The sequence below is a fragment of the Martinezella sp. CNPSo 3890 genome, assembly GCF_057784455.1.
In genome coordinates this window covers 111919-134280 of sequence record NZ_JBXSOR010000016.1, presented here as the reverse complement: position 1 = coordinate 134280, position 22362 = coordinate 111919, and the positions used below count along the sequence as shown (strand labels likewise).

Annotated in this window: 18 protein-coding genes and 1 pseudogene; 1 reads left to right on the top strand and 18 read right to left on the bottom strand. The window is 57.1% G+C overall.

What is annotated here, in order from left to right:
- Positions 1-403 precede the first annotated feature (403 nt).
- The 6 genes from AC13RC_RS27550 to AC13RC_RS27525 all read right to left on the bottom strand — a co-directional run bounded on the left by AC13RC_RS27550 (position 404) and on the right by AC13RC_RS27525 (position 7249).
- Positions 404-1000: a mechanosensitive ion channel family protein gene (locus AC13RC_RS27550; RefSeq protein WP_488559143.1), complete on the bottom strand. Its 597-nt coding sequence runs from the start codon at positions 998-1000 to the stop codon at positions 404-406.
- Positions 1001-1062: 62 nt separating this feature from the next.
- On the bottom strand, positions 1063-2325 hold the full coding sequence (locus tag AC13RC_RS27545) for a molybdopterin molybdotransferase MoeA (RefSeq protein WP_488559142.1): 1263 nt from the start codon (positions 2323-2325) through the stop codon (positions 1063-1065).
- Positions 2326-2379: 54 nt separating this feature from the next.
- A complete protein-coding gene (locus AC13RC_RS27540) occupies positions 2380-2505 on the bottom strand; it encodes a DUF2474 domain-containing protein (RefSeq protein WP_113355757.1) in 126 nt (41 codons plus the stop codon).
- Complete coding sequence (gene cydB / locus AC13RC_RS27535) at positions 2505-3512, bottom strand: cytochrome d ubiquinol oxidase subunit II (RefSeq protein WP_113355758.1); 1008 nt, start codon at positions 3510-3512, stop codon at positions 2505-2507. Before cydB ends, AC13RC_RS27540 begins: the two co-directional genes overlap by 1 nt.
- Before the next feature lie 2 nt (positions 3513-3514).
- Positions 3515-4927: a cytochrome ubiquinol oxidase subunit I gene (locus AC13RC_RS27530; RefSeq protein ID WP_488559141.1), complete on the bottom strand. Its 1413-nt coding sequence runs from the start codon at positions 4925-4927 to the stop codon at positions 3515-3517.
- A 54-nt stretch (positions 4928-4981) separates the two neighbouring features.
- Positions 4982-7249 (bottom strand): FdhF/YdeP family oxidoreductase, encoded by a 2268-nt coding sequence (locus AC13RC_RS27525; RefSeq protein WP_488559140.1) that lies wholly within the window; start codon positions 7247-7249, stop codon positions 4982-4984.
- 288 nt (positions 7250-7537) lie between these two features.
- Between AC13RC_RS27525 and AC13RC_RS27520 the strand changes: the two genes are divergently transcribed.
- A complete protein-coding gene (locus tag AC13RC_RS27520) occupies positions 7538-8464 on the top strand; it encodes a bestrophin family protein (protein ID WP_488559139.1) in 927 nt (308 codons plus the stop codon).
- A 184-nt stretch (positions 8465-8648) separates the two neighbouring features.
- On the opposite strand, the gene AC13RC_RS27515 is transcribed toward AC13RC_RS27520, so the two are convergent.
- The 12 genes and pseudogenes from AC13RC_RS27515 to dnaK form a co-directional block, all read right to left on the bottom strand.
- Positions 8649-9473 (bottom strand): family 1 encapsulin nanocompartment shell protein, encoded by an 825-nt coding sequence (locus AC13RC_RS27515; protein WP_488559138.1) that lies wholly within the window; start codon positions 9471-9473, stop codon positions 8649-8651.
- A gap of 1 nt (position 9474) precedes the next feature.
- The gene (locus AC13RC_RS27510; protein WP_488559137.1) at positions 9475-10545 is read right to left on the bottom strand and encodes a Dyp-type peroxidase; all 1071 of its coding nucleotides are present in this window, start codon (positions 10543-10545) and stop codon (positions 9475-9477) included.
- A gap of 90 nt (positions 10546-10635) precedes the next feature.
- Positions 10636-10752, bottom strand: a pseudogene (locus tag AC13RC_RS27505) (formate dehydrogenase); the annotation flags it as partial.
- 57 nt (positions 10753-10809) lie between these two features.
- Positions 10810-11052 (bottom strand): DUF2171 domain-containing protein, encoded by a 243-nt coding sequence (locus AC13RC_RS27500; protein ID WP_459463957.1) that lies wholly within the window; start codon positions 11050-11052, stop codon positions 10810-10812.
- Between the two features lie 131 nt (positions 11053-11183).
- A complete protein-coding gene (gene clpB / locus AC13RC_RS27495; RefSeq protein ID WP_488559136.1) occupies positions 11184-13784 on the bottom strand; it encodes an ATP-dependent chaperone ClpB in 2601 nt (866 codons plus the stop codon).
- Positions 13785-13842: 58 nt separating this feature from the next.
- A complete protein-coding gene (locus AC13RC_RS27490; protein WP_488559135.1) occupies positions 13843-14373 on the bottom strand; it encodes a DUF1269 domain-containing protein in 531 nt (176 codons plus the stop codon).
- Positions 14374-14554: 181 nt separating this feature from the next.
- Positions 14555-14938: a hypothetical protein gene (locus tag AC13RC_RS27485; protein WP_113355768.1), complete on the bottom strand. Its 384-nt coding sequence runs from the start codon at positions 14936-14938 to the stop codon at positions 14555-14557.
- Between the two features lie 206 nt (positions 14939-15144).
- Entirely contained in the window at positions 15145-17163 is a 2019-nt protein-coding gene (locus tag AC13RC_RS27480; protein WP_488559134.1) for a sensor histidine kinase, read from the bottom strand.
- Entirely contained in the window at positions 17156-18547 is a 1392-nt protein-coding gene (locus tag AC13RC_RS27475; protein WP_488559133.1) for a sigma-54-dependent transcriptional regulator, read from the bottom strand. Before AC13RC_RS27475 ends, AC13RC_RS27480 begins: the two co-directional genes overlap by 8 nt.
- A gap of 99 nt (positions 18548-18646) precedes the next feature.
- Positions 18647-18928 carry a chaperone modulator CbpM gene (locus AC13RC_RS27470; protein ID WP_488559132.1) on the bottom strand — a complete coding sequence of 94 codons (282 nt, stop codon included), beginning with the start codon at positions 18926-18928 and terminating at the stop codon, positions 18647-18649.
- Positions 18925-19827, bottom strand: a complete 903-nt coding sequence (locus AC13RC_RS27465; RefSeq protein ID WP_488559131.1) for a DnaJ C-terminal domain-containing protein — start codon at positions 19825-19827, stop codon at positions 18925-18927. The genes AC13RC_RS27470 and AC13RC_RS27465 overlap by 4 nt, the downstream gene beginning before the upstream one ends.
- 227 nt (positions 19828-20054) lie before the next feature.
- Positions 20055-22004: a molecular chaperone DnaK gene (dnaK, locus tag AC13RC_RS27460; RefSeq protein WP_488559148.1), complete on the bottom strand. Its 1950-nt coding sequence runs from the start codon at positions 22002-22004 to the stop codon at positions 20055-20057.
- Between the last annotated feature and the right edge of the window lie 358 nt (positions 22005-22362).

Here is a 22362-nt window from a genome sequence, read left to right as displayed (position 1 = left end):
CAGCTCAACGCGGAGCGCTGTGAGCCTTCAAATCCAAGCGATTTCTTTGCTAGTCTTTGAATGGCTAGATTAATGGCATCGAAATCATTAGGGCTCAGCGTGCTCAAAGTCGCCTCGACTGCGCCTTCACGGCCTTACAATTTTTCTTAACGCGATCCCAGCTCATTTCAGTTCCTTCAATTTCCTTTAAGTATAAATCGTTCGGTGCGGATAAACGGAGATCGAATGCTTGCAATTGTAAGCAAATGACGTGCCGTTAAATGAATTGGAACAAGTAAATTACTTTACATTACTTACCTGGCGATGGTGGACAATTTATCAAAACCATATTGGCAAAATACCGAGGACATGAACTCAGGCGGCCGTAACCTTCGAACGCGGCGTGGCCACCTCAAGCAGAACCTCATCCCGGCTTCGTTTCTGTTTTTGTACGCTCAAGTTTTCGGGAGCCCTCGAGAGAGACTTGCGACAACTTGATCATCGTTTGCTGTGCCATGGTCGAATTGGCGATGATGATTTGCCGCTGATCATCGGTTCGAAGAATCGTATAGCCGAGCGAAATATCCTCCACCTCACCCACTTCGAGGCCTGTCGGAGCCTGTATTTGCAGGCGATCGCCACGCCGGAACGGTTTGTAGAGAACAAGGCTGATCCCGGAAACAAGGTTTCCCAAGGTGGCTTGAGCGGCAAAGCCGACGATCACCGACACCAAGCTTACACCGGCCAGCAGGGCAGTGCCGAGCTTGTTCAAGGCAGGGATCAGGTGGGCGTAGGACGTCGCCAACAACACCCAGATCAGCAGGATCGCAAGATGACTTAAGAACGAGAGGGTGATCTCATCGACCCGCGCCGTCTGGTCATGACGCAGCACGGCCTGAAGGACCTTTCGCACAAGCCAGGACAGAATCAGACCTTGCGCGATAAAGAACGCAGCCAGCAAAAGAGCACCCGAAATTCGCTCCGGATTTAAGAATTGCATCATCGACGAAGAACGTTCCATTGTTGAACCATTCGGTTTCAAAACGATCGGGAAATCACCTAGGCGCAATTTTTATCGCCACATTAACTGCGTCTGAAAAAGTCTACATCAATCAGAACGCCCGGCTCCATTACCGAGAACTCGCTTGGCAGTCGGGCAATGCCTTCAGCCATTGCGATCGCCGAGAGGCTTGCGGATGAGCCTTGTCCCAAGAACTCGATAAGCGGAAGGCCATTCGGATTGTGGCCCACGGTGCGAAACGGCACGAATTCAGTTCGATCCATCTTCTTGGGATAAGTGGAGGCCGAGATCGCGGGAAACCATTGTGTGCCGAATTCGTGCATGGCTGCCATTTGGCGCAAGGCAGGGAAAACGAGGTATCGCAGGCAGACCAGCGCGGCGTTCGGATTCCCAGGCAAGCCAGCAAAAAGGCTGATCCCGATGCGGCCGATCTTGAGGGGTTTGCCGGGCCGCATCGCGACCTTCACGACATCCAGCGAGCCGCCGCTTTCAATCACTGCAGCCCCAACGTGATCCTCGTCACCCGCGGAGACGCCGCCAGTGGTGATAATCGCGTCGTAGTTCCGTGCGGCCTTTTGAATGATCTCTGTTATCAGTTGTCGATTGTCTCGAACGATGCCGATCTCTTCCACCTCGATCCACGCATGTTCCCGCAACATTGCGCTGACAAGAATCCCGTTCGAATTATAGATCTGGCCGTCCCCGAGTGGCGTGCCAGGTGTCCTTAGCTCTGATCCCGTGCATAGGACAGCGACGCGAATTTTTCGGAATACCTCGACACTCCCAGCGCCAGCTCCAGCAAGAAGTGCCAGGCGCTCAGGCGTCAGCACATCGCCGATTTCGAGCAAAGTCTGTCCCTTCTCAACGTCTTCCCCTGCCCTTCTGACATTCTGTCCGGGTCGAGGCCGTTCGAAGATAGTCACGGTATCGCCCGTGCGCTCACACCGCTCCTGCATGACGACGGTATCAAAGCCCGGTGGAAGGGCTGCTCCGGTGAGGATGCGGATGGCTCGGCACGGGCCTGATTCTGGCCGGATAACTGTACCCGCGGCAACCGTACCGATAACCGGCACTGTCCACGGACCGGAGCCAATCAATTCGCCGGCGTTGATCGCATAACCATCCATAGCCGAATTGTCGAACGGTGGCACGGCGCTTTCGGCGACGGGCGCCCGTGCCAATACTCGACCTGCTGCGGCCAAGAGCTCGAGGTGCTCCGTTTTCATTACAGGCAGGACGAGCGCACCTGCCCTGGCTGCGGCTATGTCAGGGCCGATCGGCACGCTGCTATCGCCAGCAGAGCAACTCCTCAGATAAGTCGTCAAATCGTCATCCACACACAAACACTTCCACAAGAGTCCGGCCAACTGCCACACAGGTCAGCTATCAGTTTTCAGGATGAGCCGAAGCAGGAACGCGACGATAGCCAAAGACATCACGCTGGCAGTCCAGATCAAGACCATCCACCCAAGACGCTTCCAGATCGAAGAGGTTTCAGCCGGCATCAGTGATATCCGTGCACTCCCGCCTTACCGCGGAAAACCCAATAGGCCCAAGCCGTGTAGATCAGGATTATCGGGATGATGATCATCGCCCCGACCAGCATGAACCATTGGCTCTGTGGTGGCGCGGCGGCGTCCCATATCGTTACCGATCGCGGCACGATATAGGGATAGATGCTGATACCGAGCCCAGCAAACCCCAGCAGGAAGATCGCTAGCGCCATGACGAATGGCACCCGTTCCATGCCGCGCTTGAGGCTCCAGAAAAATAGGGCAGCGGAAATCACGACGAGAAGCGGAACCTGCGCCGTCAACAGCACGCCCGGCATGGCGAACCAGCGGCGCCAGTAGTCGTAGGTGAGAAAGGGAGTGGCAATGCTCACCGCCGCAAGAGAAACAAGCGTCGCGATACCGAGCCAGAAGGCCAATTTGCGGGCATGGGCCAAGCTGGTGCTTTCTGTCTTCCAGACCAGCCATGAGGCCCCCAGCAGCGCATATCCGATCACCAGCGTCACCCCGGTGAGAAGACTGAATGGACTTAGCCAATCGAGCCATCCGCCGGCATATGCCTGATTTTCGACATGGACCCCCTGCAGGATCGCGCCCAGCATGATGCCTTGCGAAAACGCGGCCACTAGGGACCCGAGGGAAAAGGCAGCATCCCAGAATGCTCTATGCCGGGGGTGACGCCAGCGAAACTCGAAGGCCACACCTCGAAACACCAATCCCAGCAGCATAGCGATGACAAGCGGATAGGTGGCAGGCAGAATGATCGCATAGGCGAGCGGGAAGGCCGCAAAGAGCGCACCACCCCCAAGGACAAGCCATGTCTCGTTACCGTCCCAGACGGGCGCAATCGAGTTCATCGCCTGATCGCGCTCGTCGCCCACGGCAAATGTCGGGAACAATATACCGATCCCAAGGTCGAAACCATCCATGACGACATAGGCAAAGACCGAAAAACCGATGATCATGGCCCAGACTATGGTGAGATCCAGATATTCGGTCATGATCAATCCTCCAAAGGCAGCGCGGCACCGAGGCTTGGGGCGGGCGTGATGCCGGCAGCACGCTGCGGGACCAGTGGTGGTTCGCTTTCATGCGGTTCCGGCGGGTTGGACATTAGTCGCAGCAGATAGAAGATGCCCGATCCGAAGGCAAAGAAGTAAACGATCACGAACGCCAGAAGGGAGACTGCGACGGCGGGGGCGGCAAGCGGCGAATGGGACTCAGCCGTCCGCAATAGTCCGTAGACCGTGAATGGTTGACGACCCACCTCCGTCGTGACCCATCCCGCGATCACGGCGACAAATCCCGCAGGCCCCATGCATACGGCGGCGCGATGCAACCACGTCCACTCGTAGAGCTTTCGTCTGTAGCGTGCGAGAAGGCTCCACAGGCCGATGCCGAGCATAGCAAATCCGAGCGCCACCATGATACGGAACGACCAGAAGATGATCGGCGCCGGTGGCCACTGATCGCGAGGAAAGTCGCTCAGTCCCTGCATCGGCGCGAAAGGATCATGCTTGAGGATCAGCGATCCGAGATGCGGAATGGCAATCTCATAGCGTACCCGCGCTTCCTCATTGCTCGGCAGACCGAAGAGGATCAGCGGGGCACCCTCGGCATGTGCTTCATAGTGGCCTTCCATTGCGAGGATCTTGGCCGGCTGATGTTCCAGCGTGTTGAGACCATGTGCGTCGCCGGCGAAAATCTGGATCGGCGTGACGATCGCGGCCATCCACATCGCCATCGAGAACATCTTCCTCGCGCCGCGATTGGAAGGGTCCTTGAGCAGATGCCACGCCCCGACACCGCCAACGACAAAGGCCGTCGTCAGATAGGCTGCCAGCACCGTATGCACGAGGCGATAGGGGAAACTTGGATTGAATATGATCGCGAGCCAGGAACCCGCCGGCACGAACTGTCCGTTCGCGTTGATCTCAAAACCAGTCGGCGTATGCATCCAACTGTTGACTGAGAGTATCCATGTTGCCGAAATGAGCGTGCCAAGCGCCACCATGCACGTGGCAAAGAAGTGCAAGCCTTTGCCGACCTTGTTTATTCCAAAGAGCATCACTCCCAGAAATCCGGCTTCGAGGAAGAAGGCCGTAAGCACTTCGTAGGCCATCAGCGGTCCGATGACCGGACCCGCTTTTTGAGAAAACACGGACCAGTTCGTGCCGAACTGGTAGGACATGACCACGCCGGAGACCACGCCCATGCCGAAGACAACAGCGAAGATCTTCAGCCAGTAGCGATAGAGATTGGCATAGACGCCGTCTCCCGTTCGCAGCCAGAGCGCCTCGAGCACCATGAGGAAACTCGCGAGTCCGATCGAAAAGGCCGGAAACATGAAATGGAACGAGACAGTGAATGCGAACTGGGCTCTCGCCAGAATGACCGCGTCTAGGTTCTCAAACAATATCCCTCTCCCTGGCTAAAGATCGGTTCGACAGCGACTGCTTCTGGTGCTTTTCTATGCCGCCAGTACCCTGACAGGGATGGACTTTGCTGCCGGAGTGCCGCTGATCTTGTCGTAATATTCGAGCGGAAGAAGCGGGTTGAGCTCCGGGTAATAGCCGGCAACCGAACCCCGCGGCATCGGGTAGTCTAGCACCGTGAGGCCGTCGACCCGGCGCTGAACGCCGTCCTCGGTGATCGTCTCCAGCGAGATGCGTGCGCCCGCTTCGAGATTGCGTTGCTTCCGATCGTCCTCGTTCATGAACAGGACCATGCGGTCGTTATAGACGCCGCGATAGCGATCGTTGTAGCTGTAGATGGTCGTGTTGAACTGGTCGTGCGAGCGCACGGTCGCAAGCCTCAGCATAGCCGGGTCCGCGACCGGTGCATTCACTTCCAAGCCGGGCAGCAGCAAAAAATTCGCCTTGCCGTTCGGTGTGGGCCAGACAAGCCGGCGCGGCGGAACGTCCAGGTGGAAGCCCTTGGGATTTTTAATCTTCTCGTTGAAGTCCGTGTAGATCTCCGGATAGACGGCCGCGATCTTGTCACGGATCAGGTTATAGTCCTCGATATAGCTCGCCCACGGGATCTTGCTGCCGGGAAGCGTCGCCATGGCCATTCGGCATACGATCTCCACCTCCGGCTTCAGATGCTCGCTGGCGGGCGTCAGCACGCCACGCGAGGCCGTGACGTTCGACATGGAATCCTCGATCGTCACGAACTGTTCGCCGGCCGACGTACGTATCCATTCGGATCTGGCGATCACCGGAAGGATCAGCGCCTCCTTGCCGTGAACGAGGTGGCCGCGATTGAGCTTCGTGGTAATCCCGACCGTGAGCGCGAGCTTGCTCATGGCCGCATAGGATCGCTCCGTGTCTGGGATCGCGCGAACGAAGTTTCCGCCCATGCCGATGAAGACCTTGGCGGTCCCGTTCTCCATCGCTTCCACGGATTCGACCGTGTGATGGCCATGCTCCCGGGGCGGTTCGAAGCCGAAGACGTCCCGGACCCGGTTGAGATATTCTGGCGTCGGCTTCTCATCGATCCCGACGGTGCGATCGCCCTGAACATTCGAATGTCCGCGGATCGGTGAAATTCCGGCACCCGGCTTTCCGAAATTGCCCTTGAGCAGCAACAGATTTGCAACCTGTTGCAACAGGCGCGATCCATCCTGATGTTGGGTAAGGCCCATTCCGTAGCAGATCATCGTCGCCCGCGAACGAATATAGATTTCGGCGCAACGGCGAATCTGGTCTTCATCCAGCCCCGACGCCTTGACGAGTTCCGGCCAATCATGGCTCATTACCTCGTCGCGAATGGCGTCGAGACCAACGGTGTGCTTGGCAATGAAGTCATGGTCGAGGATCGTTTCACCCTTGGCCTCGCGCTCGAACATCACGCGCATGATGCCTTTGAGGAAAGCGAGGTCTCCGCCAATTTTCATATGGACGAATTCACTGGCGATCGGAGTGGAGCCGAATGTCGCCATCTGGACCATATCCTGAGGTTCGGTGAAGCGTATCAGCGCGCGTTCGGGCATGGGATTGACGGCGACGATCGGAACGCCGCGCTTTCGCGCTTCGACCAGATTAGTCATCATGCGCGGCGAGTTCGTACCGGTGTTCTGGCCGATGACGAAGATCGCCTCGGCATGTTCGAAATCCTCAAGGATCACCGTGCCCTTCCCGACGCCGATTGCAGGCGGCAGACCGCGGCTGGTGGGCTCATGACACATGTTGGAACAGTCGGGGAAATTGTTGGTGCCGAACGCCCGGATAAAGATGGCGTAGAGGAAAGCTGCTTCGTTCGGCGTGCGCCCGGAGGTATAGAATTCAGCCTGATGCGGGCTCTCAAGCGCTCTCAGATGTTTGCCGATCGTTGCAAAGGCGGTATCCCAGTCGCAGGGCACATATTTGTCTGTCGCGGCGTCATAGCGCATCGGCTCCGTCAAACGGCCTTGCATCTCGAGCCAGTAGTCCGACTGTTCCATGAGCTCGGAAACGGTGTGCTGGGCGAAGAATTCTCGTGTGACCCGGAATTTGGTCGCTTCATGCGCTAGCGCCTTGGCACCGTTCTCGCAGAATTCGAGTGTCTTCTTGCAGTCGGCATCGGGAAAGGCGCAACTCGGGCATTTGAAACCGCCAGGCTGGTTCATGGCAAGGAGCGCTCGCGACCCCTTGGTCACGACACTTTGCTCCAGCAGAACCTTTGCCGTCGCGGCTGCGGCACCCCATCCACCAGCCGGATGGTTATAGGTCTTGTACTGCGCTTTCTTGTCACTCATAGCCCGCACTCCGCCGCTGAATTATTATTGCCAGTAAAGCACGTTATCTATTTGTTTTCCATGGACAATTTGTCTCTTTTCGATGGACAATTTGTCCTTTTTTCAGCGGACTTGTCTTGCTAAGCCTTTGACAATTCTATCCAGCCGAAATGGCATAGTTCCTGCTGGGTGGTCCTGGAGCGAGAGGCCGGATGAGGCAGTTTCTTCTGCCCTTGCTGCAGTGAAGTCATTCCAATTTGCCGCAACATGCAATTTCACAGCAATCACGCCACAGAAATCAGGTAAGACATGATCGTGCGAGAAACCCCGAACCTGCTCCGTCTCTTCCTTGAGATCCGAGGATCGGTGATCAGACGTATCTATCCCCGCGTCCTGATTGTCATGTTCATGTCGGCGATCGTCGTATGGGCGCACACACGACACCCAACGCTCGTTCCGCTGGTCGACGGGGCGCCATTTTACCTGATCGGCCTGACGCTTTCGATTTTCCTCGGGTTTCGCAATAACGCCTGCTATGACCGCTGGTGGGAAGGGCGAAGGCTTTGGGGCCATCTTATCGCGCACAGTCGCGATCTCGCCCGGCAGACAGTCATTTTACTGCAGAGCGGCAACCAGGCGGCCAAGGATCGCGAAAGGCTGCTCCGGCTGAATATCGCCCTTGTCGAAGATCTCGTGCGTCACCTGCGTTACGGAGATCGGTTAGGCGACAATGTCGAAACCCTGCTCTCGAATGAAGAAAGAGCCGGCCTTCTCAGGGCATCCAATGCGCCCAACTATATCCTGCAATTGATGGGCGAATGTCTCGCCAATCTTTCAGCTAAAGGCTCTTTGACCGATATTGAGTTCAGCATCCTTGATCGCACGATCTCGGGCATGAATGAAGTCATCGCCGGCTGCGAACGCCTTCGCAACACGCCGGTTCCCTTCGGCTACACCCTCTTGCTCCACAGAACCGCCTATCTCTTCTGCTTCCTCCTGCCATTCGGTCTCGCCAACATGCTCGGGCCGATTACACCGCTGGCCGCCGGAATCATCGCCTATACGTTTTTCGGGCTGGACGCTCTCGGAGATGAACTGGAGACGCCATTTGGAACCATGCCCAATGATCTTCCGATTGCAGCGATCGCCAAGTCGATCGAGATTACCTTGAGAGAGGCTTTGGGGGAGGAAGATCTCCCGGAAATGTCTGTGCCCGTGGAATCGATCCTTCTCTGACGCTTTGAAGACTGCGGACGCACGCCACCTTACAAGACTTGAAGTCGTGGCGACGACCGGTGGCTCTATTTGCGCGTAGGGCACCGTTTTCTGTCTCGCGAAAATCCATTGAGCACGGTAGGTCGCCCCTAAACCCGAGATGAGGCAAGCCGCGTCCATGGGCGCATCCGCTGTTGCCGGTCGCCTACGCGCTCTTGCCAGCCTCGGTTGATGCAGGCAGCAAAGCGATCGCCGCTTCGGCGGTCAGCATCCGAAAAGTAAAGCTTTCCTGGAAGTAGAGTTCGACTGTTGTTGCCGAATGGTTGAGGTAGCCGATGGAAATGTCCTGGCCGAGATCGAGTGAAAAGTCCCCACCTCTGGTCGTCAGCACGAAGCCGCCCTTGATCGCGGGCGCCCAGATGATCCCGCCATCGACAACCTTTTCGATATGATGGAACACCGGATAGCCCTCGTCACTTCCGCCGCTTGCGGCGGTATATTCTTCTGCACCAAGAACCAGGGCATAGGGACCTTGAACACCGGCGAGACGCAATTGGCCGACAGCCTTCGCAACGACATCGGGATAGTTCTTGAGGCTTGGAGGAAGGTTCAGGGCAGTATTACTGCTGCCCTCACGAATTCCCCGGATACCGGCCGCGGCGAAGCCGTCAAAGACGGCGCGGTCTTCGCTGAAGGCTAGCTTGCGGGCGGCCTCTTTGACCGGCGACCAGTCGGAATCTTCCGATCCGCGCTCGACATCGTCGATCGCGGATCGCGAAAGTTGGAAGGGAACGCGAAGCTCGACAACCGCCTTGACTTCACGCAGGGAAGCCTGGACGCCCTCGCCCAGGCTCGCGACCTGCTTAAGGTGTCCGGTGCCGGCGGCTGAAAATTCAGCACCCCTCGGCCCGTCGACATCCACCACACGCCGGGCGGCCAGATGACGCTTGAGCGTCCTCTTCGCCTCTTCCTCGATCTGCTCCCATGCCTTGGCCGAGATAGGTGCGAGGTGTCTGTGCAGATTGTCCATGTCAAACCTCTTTCTTTAAGGAACCGATCCCGAGGGAACCGTGCGCATTTTCAATCCGGGAAGCGGTGTTGGTATTGTCTGATTGAACTGTGGAGACAGATTCAGCTTCGGCGATCTGTGAAGGGGCTGCATCGGGTTCGACATTGTCAAGAAAAGTCGCCGATGGAACGAAGAAGAGGCTGCCGGTAATCGCCTGGCTGACATCCAACAGACGATCGTAGTTTCCCGGCGGACGGCCGACGAACATATTGACGAGCATCTGCTCCATACGCGCCGGGGATCGGGCGTAGCCGATGAAATAGGTTCCGAATTCGCCCTTTCCGACATCGCCAAAGGGCATATTATCCCTGACGATATCGAGCTCCTCGCCGTTCTCGACGATCGTCGTCAGCGCATTATGCGCATAGCTCGGTTTGACGCTGTCATCGAGCTCGACGTTGGAGAATTTCTTGCGGCCAACGATACCCTCCTGCACTTCGACAGGTATCGCGTTCCATTTGGTCAGGTCGTGGAGGTATTTCTGGACGATCACATAGCTGCCGCCGGCAAAGGCCGGGTCTTCGTCGTCGATGATCGCTGCATCGATGGCTGCCTGATCGACCGGATTTTCCGTCCCGTCGACGAAACCGATCAGATCGCGGTCGTCGAAATAGTTGAACCCCTGGACCTGATCTGCGGTTGCTACCGCATCTCCAAGCCGCGACATGATCTCCATCGCGAGCTCGAAACAGAGATCCATGCGGGCCGCGCGGATGTGAAAGAGTACGTCGCCAGGTGTGGAAACCGCATGATGTACACCGTGGATTTCCCTGAAAGGATGCAGGTCTTTCGGCCTCGGTCCGTGAAACAGGCGGTCCCACGCGCTGGATCCAAGGGCCATCACGCAGGACAATCTGCCTTCCAGGTCACGGAATCCGACCGCGCGAAGCAGTCCGCTGAGATCGGCGCACAGCGATCTTACGGCTCTTTCGTTGTCCGGGCCGGGATTGATTGTCAGAACAAGAAAAATCGCCGCGCGCGTAAGGCGGGCAACAACAGGCTGTGGGGTTGGTTTTGTTTTGTCTGCCGCCATAATTTGTCCGTTAACTCTTCAAATGTCGCGCCTGGCATGCGGGTGGAGACTGACATCGATGCATACACGCAGTTTTTGGTCTCGGAATTTCTACCTCAATTTGTAGGAGCGCACGCCTTTGCCGGCAAGACCACCACCCTCAACAATGAGATAGTCCTCGCGAATTGGCCTGCCGCCAAAATAGTCCTGCAATATTTCAAGCATGCCTCATTGGGATCGATCGCTCCGGGCAGCCGCCACGGAGTGATCGATCAAAGGCCCCGATTACTCATTCTCCGGGACGGGACGGCCTGACCGCTCCTCCTCGAGCGTCACGGCAATATCGGCATTGGCGGACAGTCTGACCTTGTCCCCTTCCACGCCCGCGACGAAACCGAGCTCAATATAATGATGATGGCGTCCCTTGTGAAACGCATCGCCGCTGTCGCTTTTGATGAGCTTGATCCGATTGCCTTCCAGTTCGTCAACGGTCCCGACATGGACGCCGTCGGCGCCGATTACTTCCATTCCCTTTTTGATTTGATGATTGGTCACTTTTCTTCTCCTTTGGTGTTGGACTGGATGCGCAGTCGGTTGCATTCGAGACAGCGTGGCTAAACGACAAAGGTAACCCGGCGGCTTTTCACCCGGCGGACGTCCTACTCTTCGTCATCCATGATCTTGACGGCCTTCCCATTGAAGGTGAGCCCGTCTTTTCCGACCGAGAGCTTCACCGTCGAGTCATCATGGACCTCTCCTCCCAGAAGCAGTTCGGCAAGCGGATCCTGGACGTAGCGCTGAATGGCCCGTTTCAGCGGGCGCGCTCCGAAAGCCGAATCCCATCCCTTCTCTGCAAGCCAGTTCTGCGCCTTGGTATCGAGTGACAGGCTGATTTTTCGATCGCTGAGAAGCTTCTTGAGGCGTGCGAACTGAATGTCGACGATGCGGCCCATCTCGGTCTTCTGGAGACGATGGAACAGGATGATCGCATCGATGCGATTGAGGAATTCCGGACGGAAATGAACGCGAACCATCGCCATGACCTCTTCGCGCACCACACTCGTCTTTTCACCCTCCGGCTGGTTGACGAGATATTCGGCACCGATATTCGAGGTCATGATGATCAGCGTGTTGCGGAAATCGACTGTCCGGCCCTGGCCGTCAGTCAGGCGTCCATCGTCAAGCACCTGAAGCAGCACGTTGAAGACGTCCGGATGCGCCTTCTCGATCTCATCGAAGAGAACGACCTGGTAGGGCCGGCGGCGGACGGCTTCGGTCAATACGCCGCCCTCGTCATAGCCCACATAACCGGGAGGAGCGCCAATCAGCCGCGAAACCGAGTGTTTCTCCATGAATTCGGACATATCGATGCGAACCATCGCAGTCTCGTCATCGAAGAGGAACTCAGCGAGAGCCTTGGCGAGTTCGGTCTTGCCGACGCCGGTCGGGCCTAAGAACATGAAGGAGCCGATCGGGCGATTGGGGTCCTGAAGACCGGCGCGGGCACGGCGCACGGCGGTCGACACCGCGCGCACGGCCTGCGCCTGGCCGACGACGCGCTCGCCGAGCTTTTCCTCCATGTGGAGCAGCTTGTCCTTTTCACCCTCCAGCATCTTGGTGACCGGCACGCCGGTCCACCGCGATACGACCTGGGCGACGCTGTCGGCGGTCACCGTCTCGCTGATCGAGGAGGTTTCGCTCGCTTCGATGGCGGCAAGCTTCTTTTCCAGTTCCGGGATGGTGCTGTAGGAAAGCTCGCCTGCGCGCTGAAACTCACCTTTGCGCTGCGCATTCGCAAGCTCGGTGCGATACTGCTCAAGCTCGCTTTTGATCTTCTGCGCATCGGAGAGCTTGCCCTTTTCCGCCTGCCATTTGGACGTCAGGTCAGCCGATCTCTTTTCCAGGTCGGCCAGTTCCTTTTCCAGTGCCTGGAGCCGGGTCTTCGATCCTTTGTCACTCTCCTTTTTCAGCGCTTCCTGCTCGATCTTCAGACGAATGACATCGCGGTCGATCGTGTCCAATTCCTCCGGTTTGGAATCGACCTGCATCTTCAGGCGCGCTGCGGCTTCATCGACGAGATCGATCGCCTTGTCCGGCAGGAAGCGATCGGTGATATATCGATTGGACAGGGTAGCTGCCGCCACCAGCGCCGCATCCGAAATCCTGACGCCGTGATGCAGCTCGTATTTTTCCTTGAGGCCGCGCAGGATCGAGATGGTATCCTCCACGCTCGGCTCCGGCACGAAGACTGGCTGGAAGCGCCGCGCCAGCGCCGGGTCCTTCTCGACGTGCTTGCGGTATTCGTCGAGCGTGGTTGCACCGACGCAGTGCAATTCACCACGCGCCAGCGCCGGCTTCAGCAGGTTGGACGCGTCCATGGCGCCGTCGGTCTTACCCGCACCGATCAGGGTGTGCATTTCATCGATGAACAGGATGATGCCGCCTTCCGCGGAGGTGACCTCCTGCAAAACGGTCTTCAGCCGCTCCTCGAACTCACCTCTGTACTTCGCTCCGGCAATCAGAGCGCCGAGATCGAGCGCCAGAAGTTTCTTGTTGTGCAGGCTTTCGGGCACGTCGCCATTGACGATGCGAAGCGCCAACCCCTCGACGATCGCGGTCTTGCCGACACCCGGCTCGCCGATCAGAACGGGATTGTTCTTGGTCCGGCGCGAAAGGACCTGAACCGTACGCCGGATCTCCTCGTCGCGCCCAATCACGGGGTCCAGTTTTCCGTCCCGAGCAGCCTTGGTCAGGTCGCGGGCGTATTTTTTCAACGCATCGTAAGCATTCTCGGCCGAGGCATTGTCGGCGGTCCGTCCCTTGCGCAGCGCACTGATCGCCGCCGTGATCGCTTGAAGATTCACCCCGGTATCCGAAAGCACCTTGCCCGCATCGCTGTTGCGATCCTCGACCAATGACTGGAACAGCCGCTCCACGGTCACGAAGCTGTCGCCGGCCTTTTCCGCGATTTTTTCCGCCGCGTCGAATATGCGGGCAAGTTCGGAAGCCATATAGACCTGCCCAGCACCGGAACCCGAGACCTTCGGCAATTTTGCAAGCGCATCCTCGGTCGCGCCGAGAACAGTGCGGGAATTGCCGCCGGAACGATCGATCAGGCCAGAAACGAGGCCTTCATTATCATCAAGCAATACTTTCAGGAGGTGCAGGCTGCTGAATTGCGGATTTCCGTCGCGCATGGCGAGCGATTGAGCCGACTGTATGAAGCCCTTCGCACGATCCGTGAATTTTTCGATGTTCATTTTGGCCACCTTCTACAACGGCGATTGGACGATTGAGGGAAGCTGGAACAAGTCAGCGTCAGCTGTGCGAGGAAGATCCGGCGGGTACCGTGCTTGCAAAGCCGGGCGATGCCGCCAGCGCGTCACGCAGCGCCTGCTCCTTGGTATGATCCAGCGATGTTCTAAGGACGGTTCCGCCGGTGCCCTTGAGTTCATCGAGAATCTTGTCGGCAGTCATCTTGCGGATCAGCAGAAAAAGCGCAGCGTTCTCCGGCTTGAGATTTGTCGCAAGCTCCCTCATGAAGCCGTCATTGATGCCGTAATCGGTCAATGCGCCGCCAAGTGCGCCAGACGCGGCACCGATCGATGCGCCAAGGAACAGCATGAGAAAAATGGACCCGATCAGCAGCCCCCAGAAGCCGCCGGAAATGGCGCCGACTGCGGTCGTGTTCATCAGTTGAATGAGCTTGATCCTGCCATTGTCCTGTTTGACTGCGATCACTGCGTCGGAAAGCTCGATCAAATATTCCTTCTGAAGGTTCACGAGCTTCTGCCTTATGGCTTCGGCTTTGTCTTCGGTCGGGTAAACGATAACGATCAGGTCAGACACAATTTTCTCCCTCGTTCCAAGCCAATCTGCGCCGGGCATGGAGCACTGGAGCAACCATCGTGCCAGATAAAAAAATCTCGGAAAATCAGGCGCTTGACTGATTAGAGCGACGCAGGCGAAGACAATATGTCGCGCCGAGCCAGACAAATTGTCTTTCGTCTGGGGCTGTTGCCTAGACCGATTAGGGGCCGTACAGGATTTCAAGTGCCGCAAGCGCTGTCAGGATATAGGTCCCGTTTGAGTCCATATCTTCGTCAGTGGAGAGATCGAGCTGCTTCCACACGCCGTCCAAGTAGCCGGCCTGCCGTTCTGCGATCACCTTGTTGGCGATCTGGCCGATGGCCCCGAATTGCGCGAGATCGTAATTCAGTCCGCGGTCATCCAGAAAGAGACCGTGTTGCTGCAGAAGATCGGCCATGGGCATGGATGTCTGCGTCAAATAGAAGAGCAGGTCATTGGCGTTCAGCGGCTGGTCCTGCGATTGCGGGACCAGTCCAGCCTCTTCGAGCTTTTGTGCCGAGGCCTGCATATCTTTCGAAAGCTGTTCGGTCGATACGGCGGTCATTGAGGACCTCCAGGGTTCCGTTTGCGTTGAATGTCACGCCCGCCCGCTGTCCATCGCGCAGCTTGATCGGCGGGTCGCACAATGACGCCGCAACAATCGTGCCACTTGCCGATTTCACGCCTTTTCAATGGTTCGCGACGGGCAGCGGCCCCGGTTACGGACAAACTGTCGTCCCACGAAGACTATTTGTCCCTGCCGGGGCTGTCTCAACCGGCTTCCGGGAGCCAGACGGTAAAGGTCGTTCCTTCGCCAGGTTTGCTGGTGACCGCAATCGTGCCGCCCTGGCGCGTCACGAGCATCTGGCAGATGGAAAGGCCCAAACCTGTGCCTTCGCGGCGCTTGGTTGTGAAAAACGCGTCGAAAATCTTCTTGATGATTTCTGGTTCCATGCCGCTGCCGGTGTCCGAGACTTCGATCGTTATCCCCGGTGTTCGATCCATCTCTGAATCGAATGTGTGGAGAGCCAGCCTGCCGCCTTGAGGCATGGCATGGAACGCGTTGACAATCAGATTGATCAGCACTTGCTGCAGTTCGGTGCGGGGCATCGCGATGAGCCGGGTGGCATTGTCCTCCCGCTCTATCTCAACTGTGGTTTTCTTTAGAAGATGCCGCACGAGCGGCACAGTGTCGGTGATGACATCGGCGGGATCGTATCGTTCCAGAACCCCGGCATATTCCTGAGGCTTCGAAAATTTGAGGAGATTGGTGACCATCTCGCTGATGCGCATAAGTTGCTGGTCGATCAGCTTGAACTCGCCTTGGGCTTTATCGGCCTCATCTCCGACAATGCTCTGGATGACTTCGAGATTGCCCTGGATCACGGCAATGGGATTGTTGATCTCGTGGGCGACGCCGGCGGTAATTTCGCCGATCGCTGCGAGCTTCTCCGACATGATCAGCTGTTTGGTTGTGGTTTCAAGCTGCTCGTTCGCCATTTGCAACGCGCGTGCTCGCTCTTCCACACGCTGATTGAGCTCCTTGTTCCATAGTCGCAATTCCGCATCGCGCTCCTGAACCTGGTCGAGCAATCGGTCCAATTCCGATGCGACCTGACCGATTTCGTCTTTCATTTTCGGAAGGCCGGTTCGCGCGGTAAGATCGCCCGTTTCGACGGCGCTGATCGTCCACGTCATGCGTTCCAGCGGTCGGAAGATGTTGGTCGTCCAGACAAGGAACAGGGGCACGGTCGCGGCGACCGCCACGCCGAAAGCGATTACGATAGCAATCAGCGTTTCTCTTTTCGCATCGGTAAATGGTTTCTGCAGGAAGCCGACATAAAGCATTCCGACGCGACGATTATAGGTATCCAGCAAGGGTTGATAGGCCGAGATATACCAATCATTGACGACAAAGGCCTGCTCTCGCCATGTCTTCCCATATTTGAGGACCGCTTCGCCTACCTCCGGCGAGACGCGGGTTCCGATTGCGCGCCTTCCTTCGAAAAGATCCACATTCGTGCTGATGCGGACATCCGACAGGAACACGGTTGCGGTCCCGCGGCTGTCGACGGGCAAGCTGGCTTCGTTGTAGATCAGCCTGTTGATGGTATCGATGAACGAGATGTTCTTGTTCAGAAGCACGCCGGCAACCAATGCGCCACGTTTCCCGTCCGCCCAGGTCGCCACGGTAGCGGAGTGAAGAACAAGACCCCGACTTTCCTGTTGAACAGTGGAACCCGAACCCGGTTGCACAAGCGGGATCCGCGCCTGCTCGGCAAGGTCCGGTGTCAGCGCGGAAAGTTCGTTCTGGTCAAAGACGTCGAAACCGGCAAATGACTTACCGTCAAGAGCCGCCTTGACGACGGGCCAGTCCCAGCGAGGCAAAGCGCTGGCAAGCGGGCGGCTGCTGGCGACGACATTGCCCGTGCCGTCGATGAGATAAAGGAAATCCAGGCCGCGATCATTGGCTGTCTCTTTCAGGAAAGCATCGAGATCGCCGGTAGAGACATGTCCGCCCAAAGTGAGATCCCGAAAGCGGGCAGATTGACTGACGGCGGCGAGACGCTCTTCCGTCACCGCCAGCATTCTGTCGATGTAAAAATGGGCGATCGTCAGGTCATCGTTGACTTTGGAAATCGCCAGCGCGTCAAATCGCTCGTTCCAGCGATAGATCGTGATGCCCAGCAATATGGGCAGGATGACAAGCATCGGCACAAGCGCGATTGCCAGAAGGCGATAACGGACCGATGCCTTGCGGTTTGAAATCTCGCTCGTTCCCTCACCCATTCCAGCTTACGCATTTCCGATCGATCGTCTTGCGCGAAATCCCGAGCCGTCGAGCCGCCTCTTCGCGATCGCCGCCAACCTCTCGCAACACAGCAAGGATATGCCGCTTTTCGATTTCCGCCAAGCTCTGCCCGCCGGCTCGTGCAGGAACCAGGGGAGATCTCTCCGCCTCCTCGGGAAAGCTCCCGAGGATAACAGCCCTTTCGATGAAATTCCGCAGCTCTCTTATGTTGCCGGGCCAATCATATCGCAAAAGATAGGAGCGGATGTGTTCGTCGATCTCCACTGCCGGCATCCCAACCTGCTGTGCGACTTCGCGCATGAACAGCCCTGCCAGTTCCAAAACGTCATTGCCGCGGTCTTTCAACGGCGGCAGTTGAATCTGGACGACATTGATGCGGAAATAAAGGTCCGCACGGAAGGTCCCAGCTGCCACGCGTTCTTCCAGATCGGCATTTGTTGCGAAGATAAACCTGGCGTCGAACGGGAGTTCACGCTCCGAGCCGATCGGTCGAACGCGCCGATCTTCCAGCACCCGCAGCAGCTTGCTCTGGAGCAAATAGGGCATCTCGGCGATTTCATCGAGGAAGATCGTGCCGCCTTGCGCATGCAGGAAAAGTCCCTCGCGCGTGCGGTTGGCGCCTGTAAACGCTCCCTTCAGATGGCCGAACAGTTCGCTCTCGATCATGTCCGCCGGAATTGCCCCGCAATTGATGGGCACGAACAGCTTGTCGGCACGATCTGAAAGTGAGTGTATGGAACGGGCGGCGACTTCCTTGCCGGTCCCGGACGGTCCCGTCAGCAGGACGGACGTCGATATCGGAGCAACACGGGCAATCATCGCCCGTACTTTCTCGATGGCAGGCGATTGCCCGACAATATTGTTTCGGAGATAGACCTGATGGGCCGAAAACTTCAACTGATGCCGCAAAACGTCATTCTCACGCTGCAACCGGCTGCGGTCGAGACAACGAGCGATCGAATTCAGTAACTGGTTCGATCGGAAAGGCTTCAGAACGAAATCGACCACGCCGACGCGCACCGCATTTATGGCCGTGTCGAGATCTGCATAGGCGGTCATGAGGATGACATCCGCGAAGAAGCCAGCGGCACGCTGCTCCGCCAGCCAGTCGAGGCCGTTCATATTCGGCATGATGTTGTCGAGTATCACAACATCGAAATGCTGCTGATCGAGCTTCCGGGAGGCCTCGGCCGCATTTGCGGCCTCTTCAATAATCTTGCAGCGTGGGCCAAGGGTCTTGAGCAGGAAGTTTCTCATGCCCGGTTCGTCATCGACAATGAGGATCGAAGCCTGAGCAAGCCATGGTCCGAATTCCGGATTTTTGATGCGTTCCGATATATCGTTGGACTCTTCCTCAGACATCACCGCCACTCCTGGGTGCTATTGTATCGATGATTGCGCATTGCCGTGCTTTTAAAGCATCTCGCCTCGGAGAGGCTGTCAACAGTTTCAGCTCGTGCCTCAGGGCAATTTATCCTTCAGATGAGATTGCAACTGCTCGAAGGCACGCCGCATGCCGTGTAGCTGGTCAAGCAGATGCAGGATGACGTCAACCCCAGCATCGTTCGCACCCACCTTTTCCGTTAGTTCGCGAATGAGATGCGTCCTGGCGATATCGGCATCGGAGAAACCCGGCCCGGACGGTGTGTCCTGCGGGACGACCCATTCCTGCTCGATCCATAGTTCCAGCGTTTTCACCTTGAGACCTGACCGAGTGAGGAACTCCTTCTTTGTGATGATCATGACCTGTCCTCGCGTGGGTTGAAGTCTCTTCCGGCCGTCCAGTTCGATAGGAAGGCCTCAAGATCTGGATCCAGGTGCTTCGGCAAGACGATCTTGAGCTTAACGAACTCATCGCCATGCCCTCCTCCCCGTTGTGGCGCACCCTTGCCGCGAAGGCGCAGCGTTGTCCCGGTGTTCGATCCTTTCGGTATCGACATGGACACGTCGCCGGTGGGTGTCGGCACTCGTATCTTTCCGCCAAGCACGGCTTCGTTGAGAGAAATCGGCAATTCTATCGATATGTTGTCACCGTCGCGCTGGAAGCGGGGATCGGGCAGAACCTCGACCTGAATAAGGGCATCGCCAGGGCCACCCTTGCCCGCACCCGGGGCTCCTTTTCCCTGAAGACGAAGGATTTTGCCATCGACGAGGCCAGCCGGGATGGTGACGTCGAGGGTGCCCCCACCCGGCAGCGTTAGACGCTTGCTGGCCCCGGTGATCGATTCAACGAAGGATATGGGGAGCGTGTAATGCAGGTCTTCGCCGCGGCGATTTGCCCGGCTGCGTTGACTGCGCCTGAGCAGGTCCGCGAAGGCATCGTCGGAATCCATGAAGTCTGCAAATCCAGATGTATCCATGTAGGGGTGGCCGCCATCGGAATGCGCAAAATCCCTGTAGTAGTGATGTTGCGGCCGTTCCGCGCCGGTCTCATCGAGCTCGCCCGCATCGAAGCGCTTCCGCTTGTCCGCGTCACCGACAATGTCGTAAGCGGCCGCAACTTCCTTGAATTTGTCTTCCGCAGATTTATCGCCGGGGTTCAGGTCAGGATGCAGCTTTTTTGCAAGCTTGCGATATGCGGACTGAATATCGGATGCGGAGGCGGTGGGACTGACCCCAAGAACCTCGTAGGGATTTTTCACGTCTTACTCCGGATATAGTTGAGTTGACCAATTATCGAGCGGGAGTCCCGTGGACGCGCGAGCTTCCTTCCGCGACGCGGGACGATGAATAATGAAGGGGCGGCCATTGATCCCCGCAGGAAAAGTACGGCAAGTCCACCCGGACGCAGCACCCGATGGCTGGACTTTTGCCGTGATCATGCAAGAGGCGATCGTGGACGGATTGCCAGAGCTCCGCCCCTTCAATCTCAATTCGCTTTTTTCTGGTCGTCGTCGAGCTCGGTGAATTCAGCATCGACGACATCATCATTCCCCGTAGTCGTTGAAGCTGTTTCAGACTGCTGAGGTTGCGAATAAATGGCCTCGGCCAGTTTCATGCTGGCCTGCTGAAGCGCGTCGACTTTGGCTTTGATCGCGTCGCCGTCATTGCCTTTCAATGCCTCACGGAGATTCGACACGGCGTCTTCAATCGTCCGGCGATCGGCATCCGCCAGCTTCGCACCGTGCTCGGCCAAGGTTTTCTCCGTTTCGTGAGTAAGGGCGTCGCCGGCATTTTTGGCCTCGATGGTTTCCCTGCGCTTCTTGTCTTCGGTGGCATGGGTTTCGGCATCCCTGACCATTCTTTCGATGTCGGCCTCGGAAAGACCGCCCGAAGCCTGGATCTGGATGTTCTGTTCCTTGCCGGTCCCCTTATCCTTGGCTGAGACGTTGACGATACCGTTGGCATCGATATCGAAGGTAACCTCGATCTGCGGAGTGCCGCGTGGTGCCGGCGGGATTCCCATCAGATCGAACTGACCGAGGAGCTTGTTGTCGGCGGCGAGTTCGCGCTCGCCCTGAAAGACGCGGATCGTCACCGCATTCTGATTGTCCTCGGCGGTGGAGAAGATCTGGCTTTTGCGTGCCGGCACGGTCGTGTTTCGTTCGATGAGGCGCGTAAAGACACCGCCCAAGGTTTCCAGGCCGAGCGACAGAGGCGTGACGTCGAGAAGCAGGACGTCCTTAACGTCGCCCTGCAACACACCCGCCTGGATCGCGGCGCCGACGGCGACCACTTCATCAGGATTGACGCCCTTGTGAGGCTCCTTGCCAAAGATCTTTTCGACGACCTCCTGGATTTTCGGCATTCTGGTCATGCCGCCGACCAGCACCACCTCGCTCACTTCCTTTGCAGTCAGGCCAGCATCCTTCAAGGCGCTGAGACAGGGTTCGATTGTCCGCTGCACGAGATCCTCGACCAGGGATTCGAACTTGGCGCGCGTAATTTTGACTTGCAGATGCTTGGGTCCAGTGGCATCGGCGGTGATGAAAGGAAGATTGATTTCGGTCTGGGTTGTTGTCGAAAGCTCGATCTTCGCCTTCTCGGCAGCCTCTTTAAGACGCTGCAGCGCGAGCTTGTCGGTCTTCAAATCGATGCCCTGCTCTTTCTTGAACTCCGAGCAGAGATATTCGACAAGACGCATATCGAAATCTTCGCCGCCAAGGAATGTGTCGCCATTCGTCGACTTCACCTCAAAAACACCATCCCCGATGTCGAGGATGGAAATGTCGAAAGTGCCGCCACCAAGGTCATAGACGGCGATCTTGGCCTGCTTTTTCTTTTCCAGTCCGTATGCCAGCGCTGCCGCGGTCGGCTCGTTGATAATACGCAGAACCTCAAGCCCAGCAATCTTGCCCGCATCCTTGGTTGCCTGGCGTTGGGCGTCGTTGAAATAAGCGGGAACTGTAATGACAGCCTGTGTCACCTTCTCTCCGAGGTTCGCTTCGGCGGTTTCCTTCATCTTCTGAAGGATGAAGGCGGAAATCTGAGACGGTGAGTAGGTCTTGCCTTCTGCTTCGACCCAGGCGTCACCATTGCCGGCCTTGACGATCTTATAAGGCACGAGGCCCTTATCCTTTTCGACTGTTGGGTCATCATAACGACGGCCGATGAGACGTTTCACGGCGAAGATTGTGTTTGTGGGGTTGGTGACCGCTTGTCTGCGCGCAGGCTGGCCAACCAGGCGTTCACCATCGCTAGTAAAAGCAACGATTGAGGGCGTCGTTCGCGCACCTTCGGAGTTCTCGATTATTCGCGTGTTCTTGCCGTCCATTACGGCAACGCAGGAGTTGGTCGTACCCAGATCGATTCCGATAACTTTACTCACCGTATTACTCCTCTGTTTCTTTGACGGATTTGATGCTCGCCGCCCGCACAGCCATGCGCCCGGGATCACCCCTGTGCCAGCTCGCACATGCCATCATCCCTCAAGGAGCGACGGTGACGCCGAGAAGGGAAGCCGCCGCCATACATCAGTTAACGAGCTGGTACTGACGAAAGCCAGCTGCAACCGTCGTGCCAGTTTCCGATATTCATAAATATCAATTACTTATAGGAAATTTGTCGAAGTTCTCAGACAGGATGTCTCGCGCCGATCGGACAAAATGTCCTTCATCACACTAGCGCTTATTGGAAAGAGGCCGGTTTCCAATCCAACACTCCGGAAAAACGAGGACAACTTTACGACCACGCTCGCCGGCGCGGACATTTTGTCCAAAACCCAACCGACATAATGT

What these genes read in the sequence shown, in the direction of transcription:
- AC13RC_RS27510 (WP_488559137.1), bottom strand. Translation starts at nt 10,545, where the DNA reads ATGGCGGCAGACAAAACAAAACCAACCCCACAGCCTGTTGTTGCCCGC.
- AC13RC_RS27485 (WP_113355768.1), bottom strand. Translation starts at nt 14,938, where the DNA reads ATGACCGCCGTATCGACCGAACAGCTTTCGAAAGATATGCAGGCCTCG.
- AC13RC_RS27515 (WP_488559138.1), bottom strand. Translation starts at nt 9,473, where the DNA reads ATGGACAATCTGCACAGACACCTCGCACCTATCTCGGCCAAGGCATGG.
- AC13RC_RS27500 (WP_459463957.1), bottom strand. Translation starts at nt 11,052, where the DNA reads ATGGAAGTAATCGGCGCCGACGGCGTCCATGTCGGGACCGTTGACGAA.
- AC13RC_RS27540 (WP_113355757.1), bottom strand. Translation starts at nt 2,505, where the DNA reads ATGCCGGCTGAAACCTCTTCGATCTGGAAGCGTCTTGGGTGGATGGTC.
- AC13RC_RS27520 (WP_488559139.1), top strand. Translation starts at nt 7,538, where the DNA reads ATGATCGTGCGAGAAACCCCGAACCTGCTCCGTCTCTTCCTTGAGATC.
- AC13RC_RS27525 (WP_488559140.1), bottom strand. Translation starts at nt 7,249, where the DNA reads ATGAGTGACAAGAAAGCGCAGTACAAGACCTATAACCATCCGGCTGGT.
- AC13RC_RS27470 (WP_488559132.1), bottom strand. Translation starts at nt 18,928, where the DNA reads ATGATCATCACAAAGAAGGAGTTCCTCACTCGGTCAGGTCTCAAGGTG.
- AC13RC_RS27550 (WP_488559143.1), bottom strand. Translation starts at nt 1,000, where the DNA reads ATGGAACGTTCTTCGTCGATGATGCAATTCTTAAATCCGGAGCGAATT.
- clpB (WP_488559136.1), bottom strand. Translation starts at nt 13,784, where the DNA reads ATGAACATCGAAAAATTCACGGATCGTGCGAAGGGCTTCATACAGTCG.
- cydB (WP_113355758.1), bottom strand. Translation starts at nt 3,512, where the DNA reads ATGACCGAATATCTGGATCTCACCATAGTCTGGGCCATGATCATCGGT.
- AC13RC_RS27480 (WP_488559134.1), bottom strand. Translation starts at nt 17,163, where the DNA reads ATGGGTGAGGGAACGAGCGAGATTTCAAACCGCAAGGCATCGGTCCGT.
- AC13RC_RS27475 (WP_488559133.1), bottom strand. Translation starts at nt 18,547, where the DNA reads ATGTCTGAGGAAGAGTCCAACGATATATCGGAACGCATCAAAAATCCG.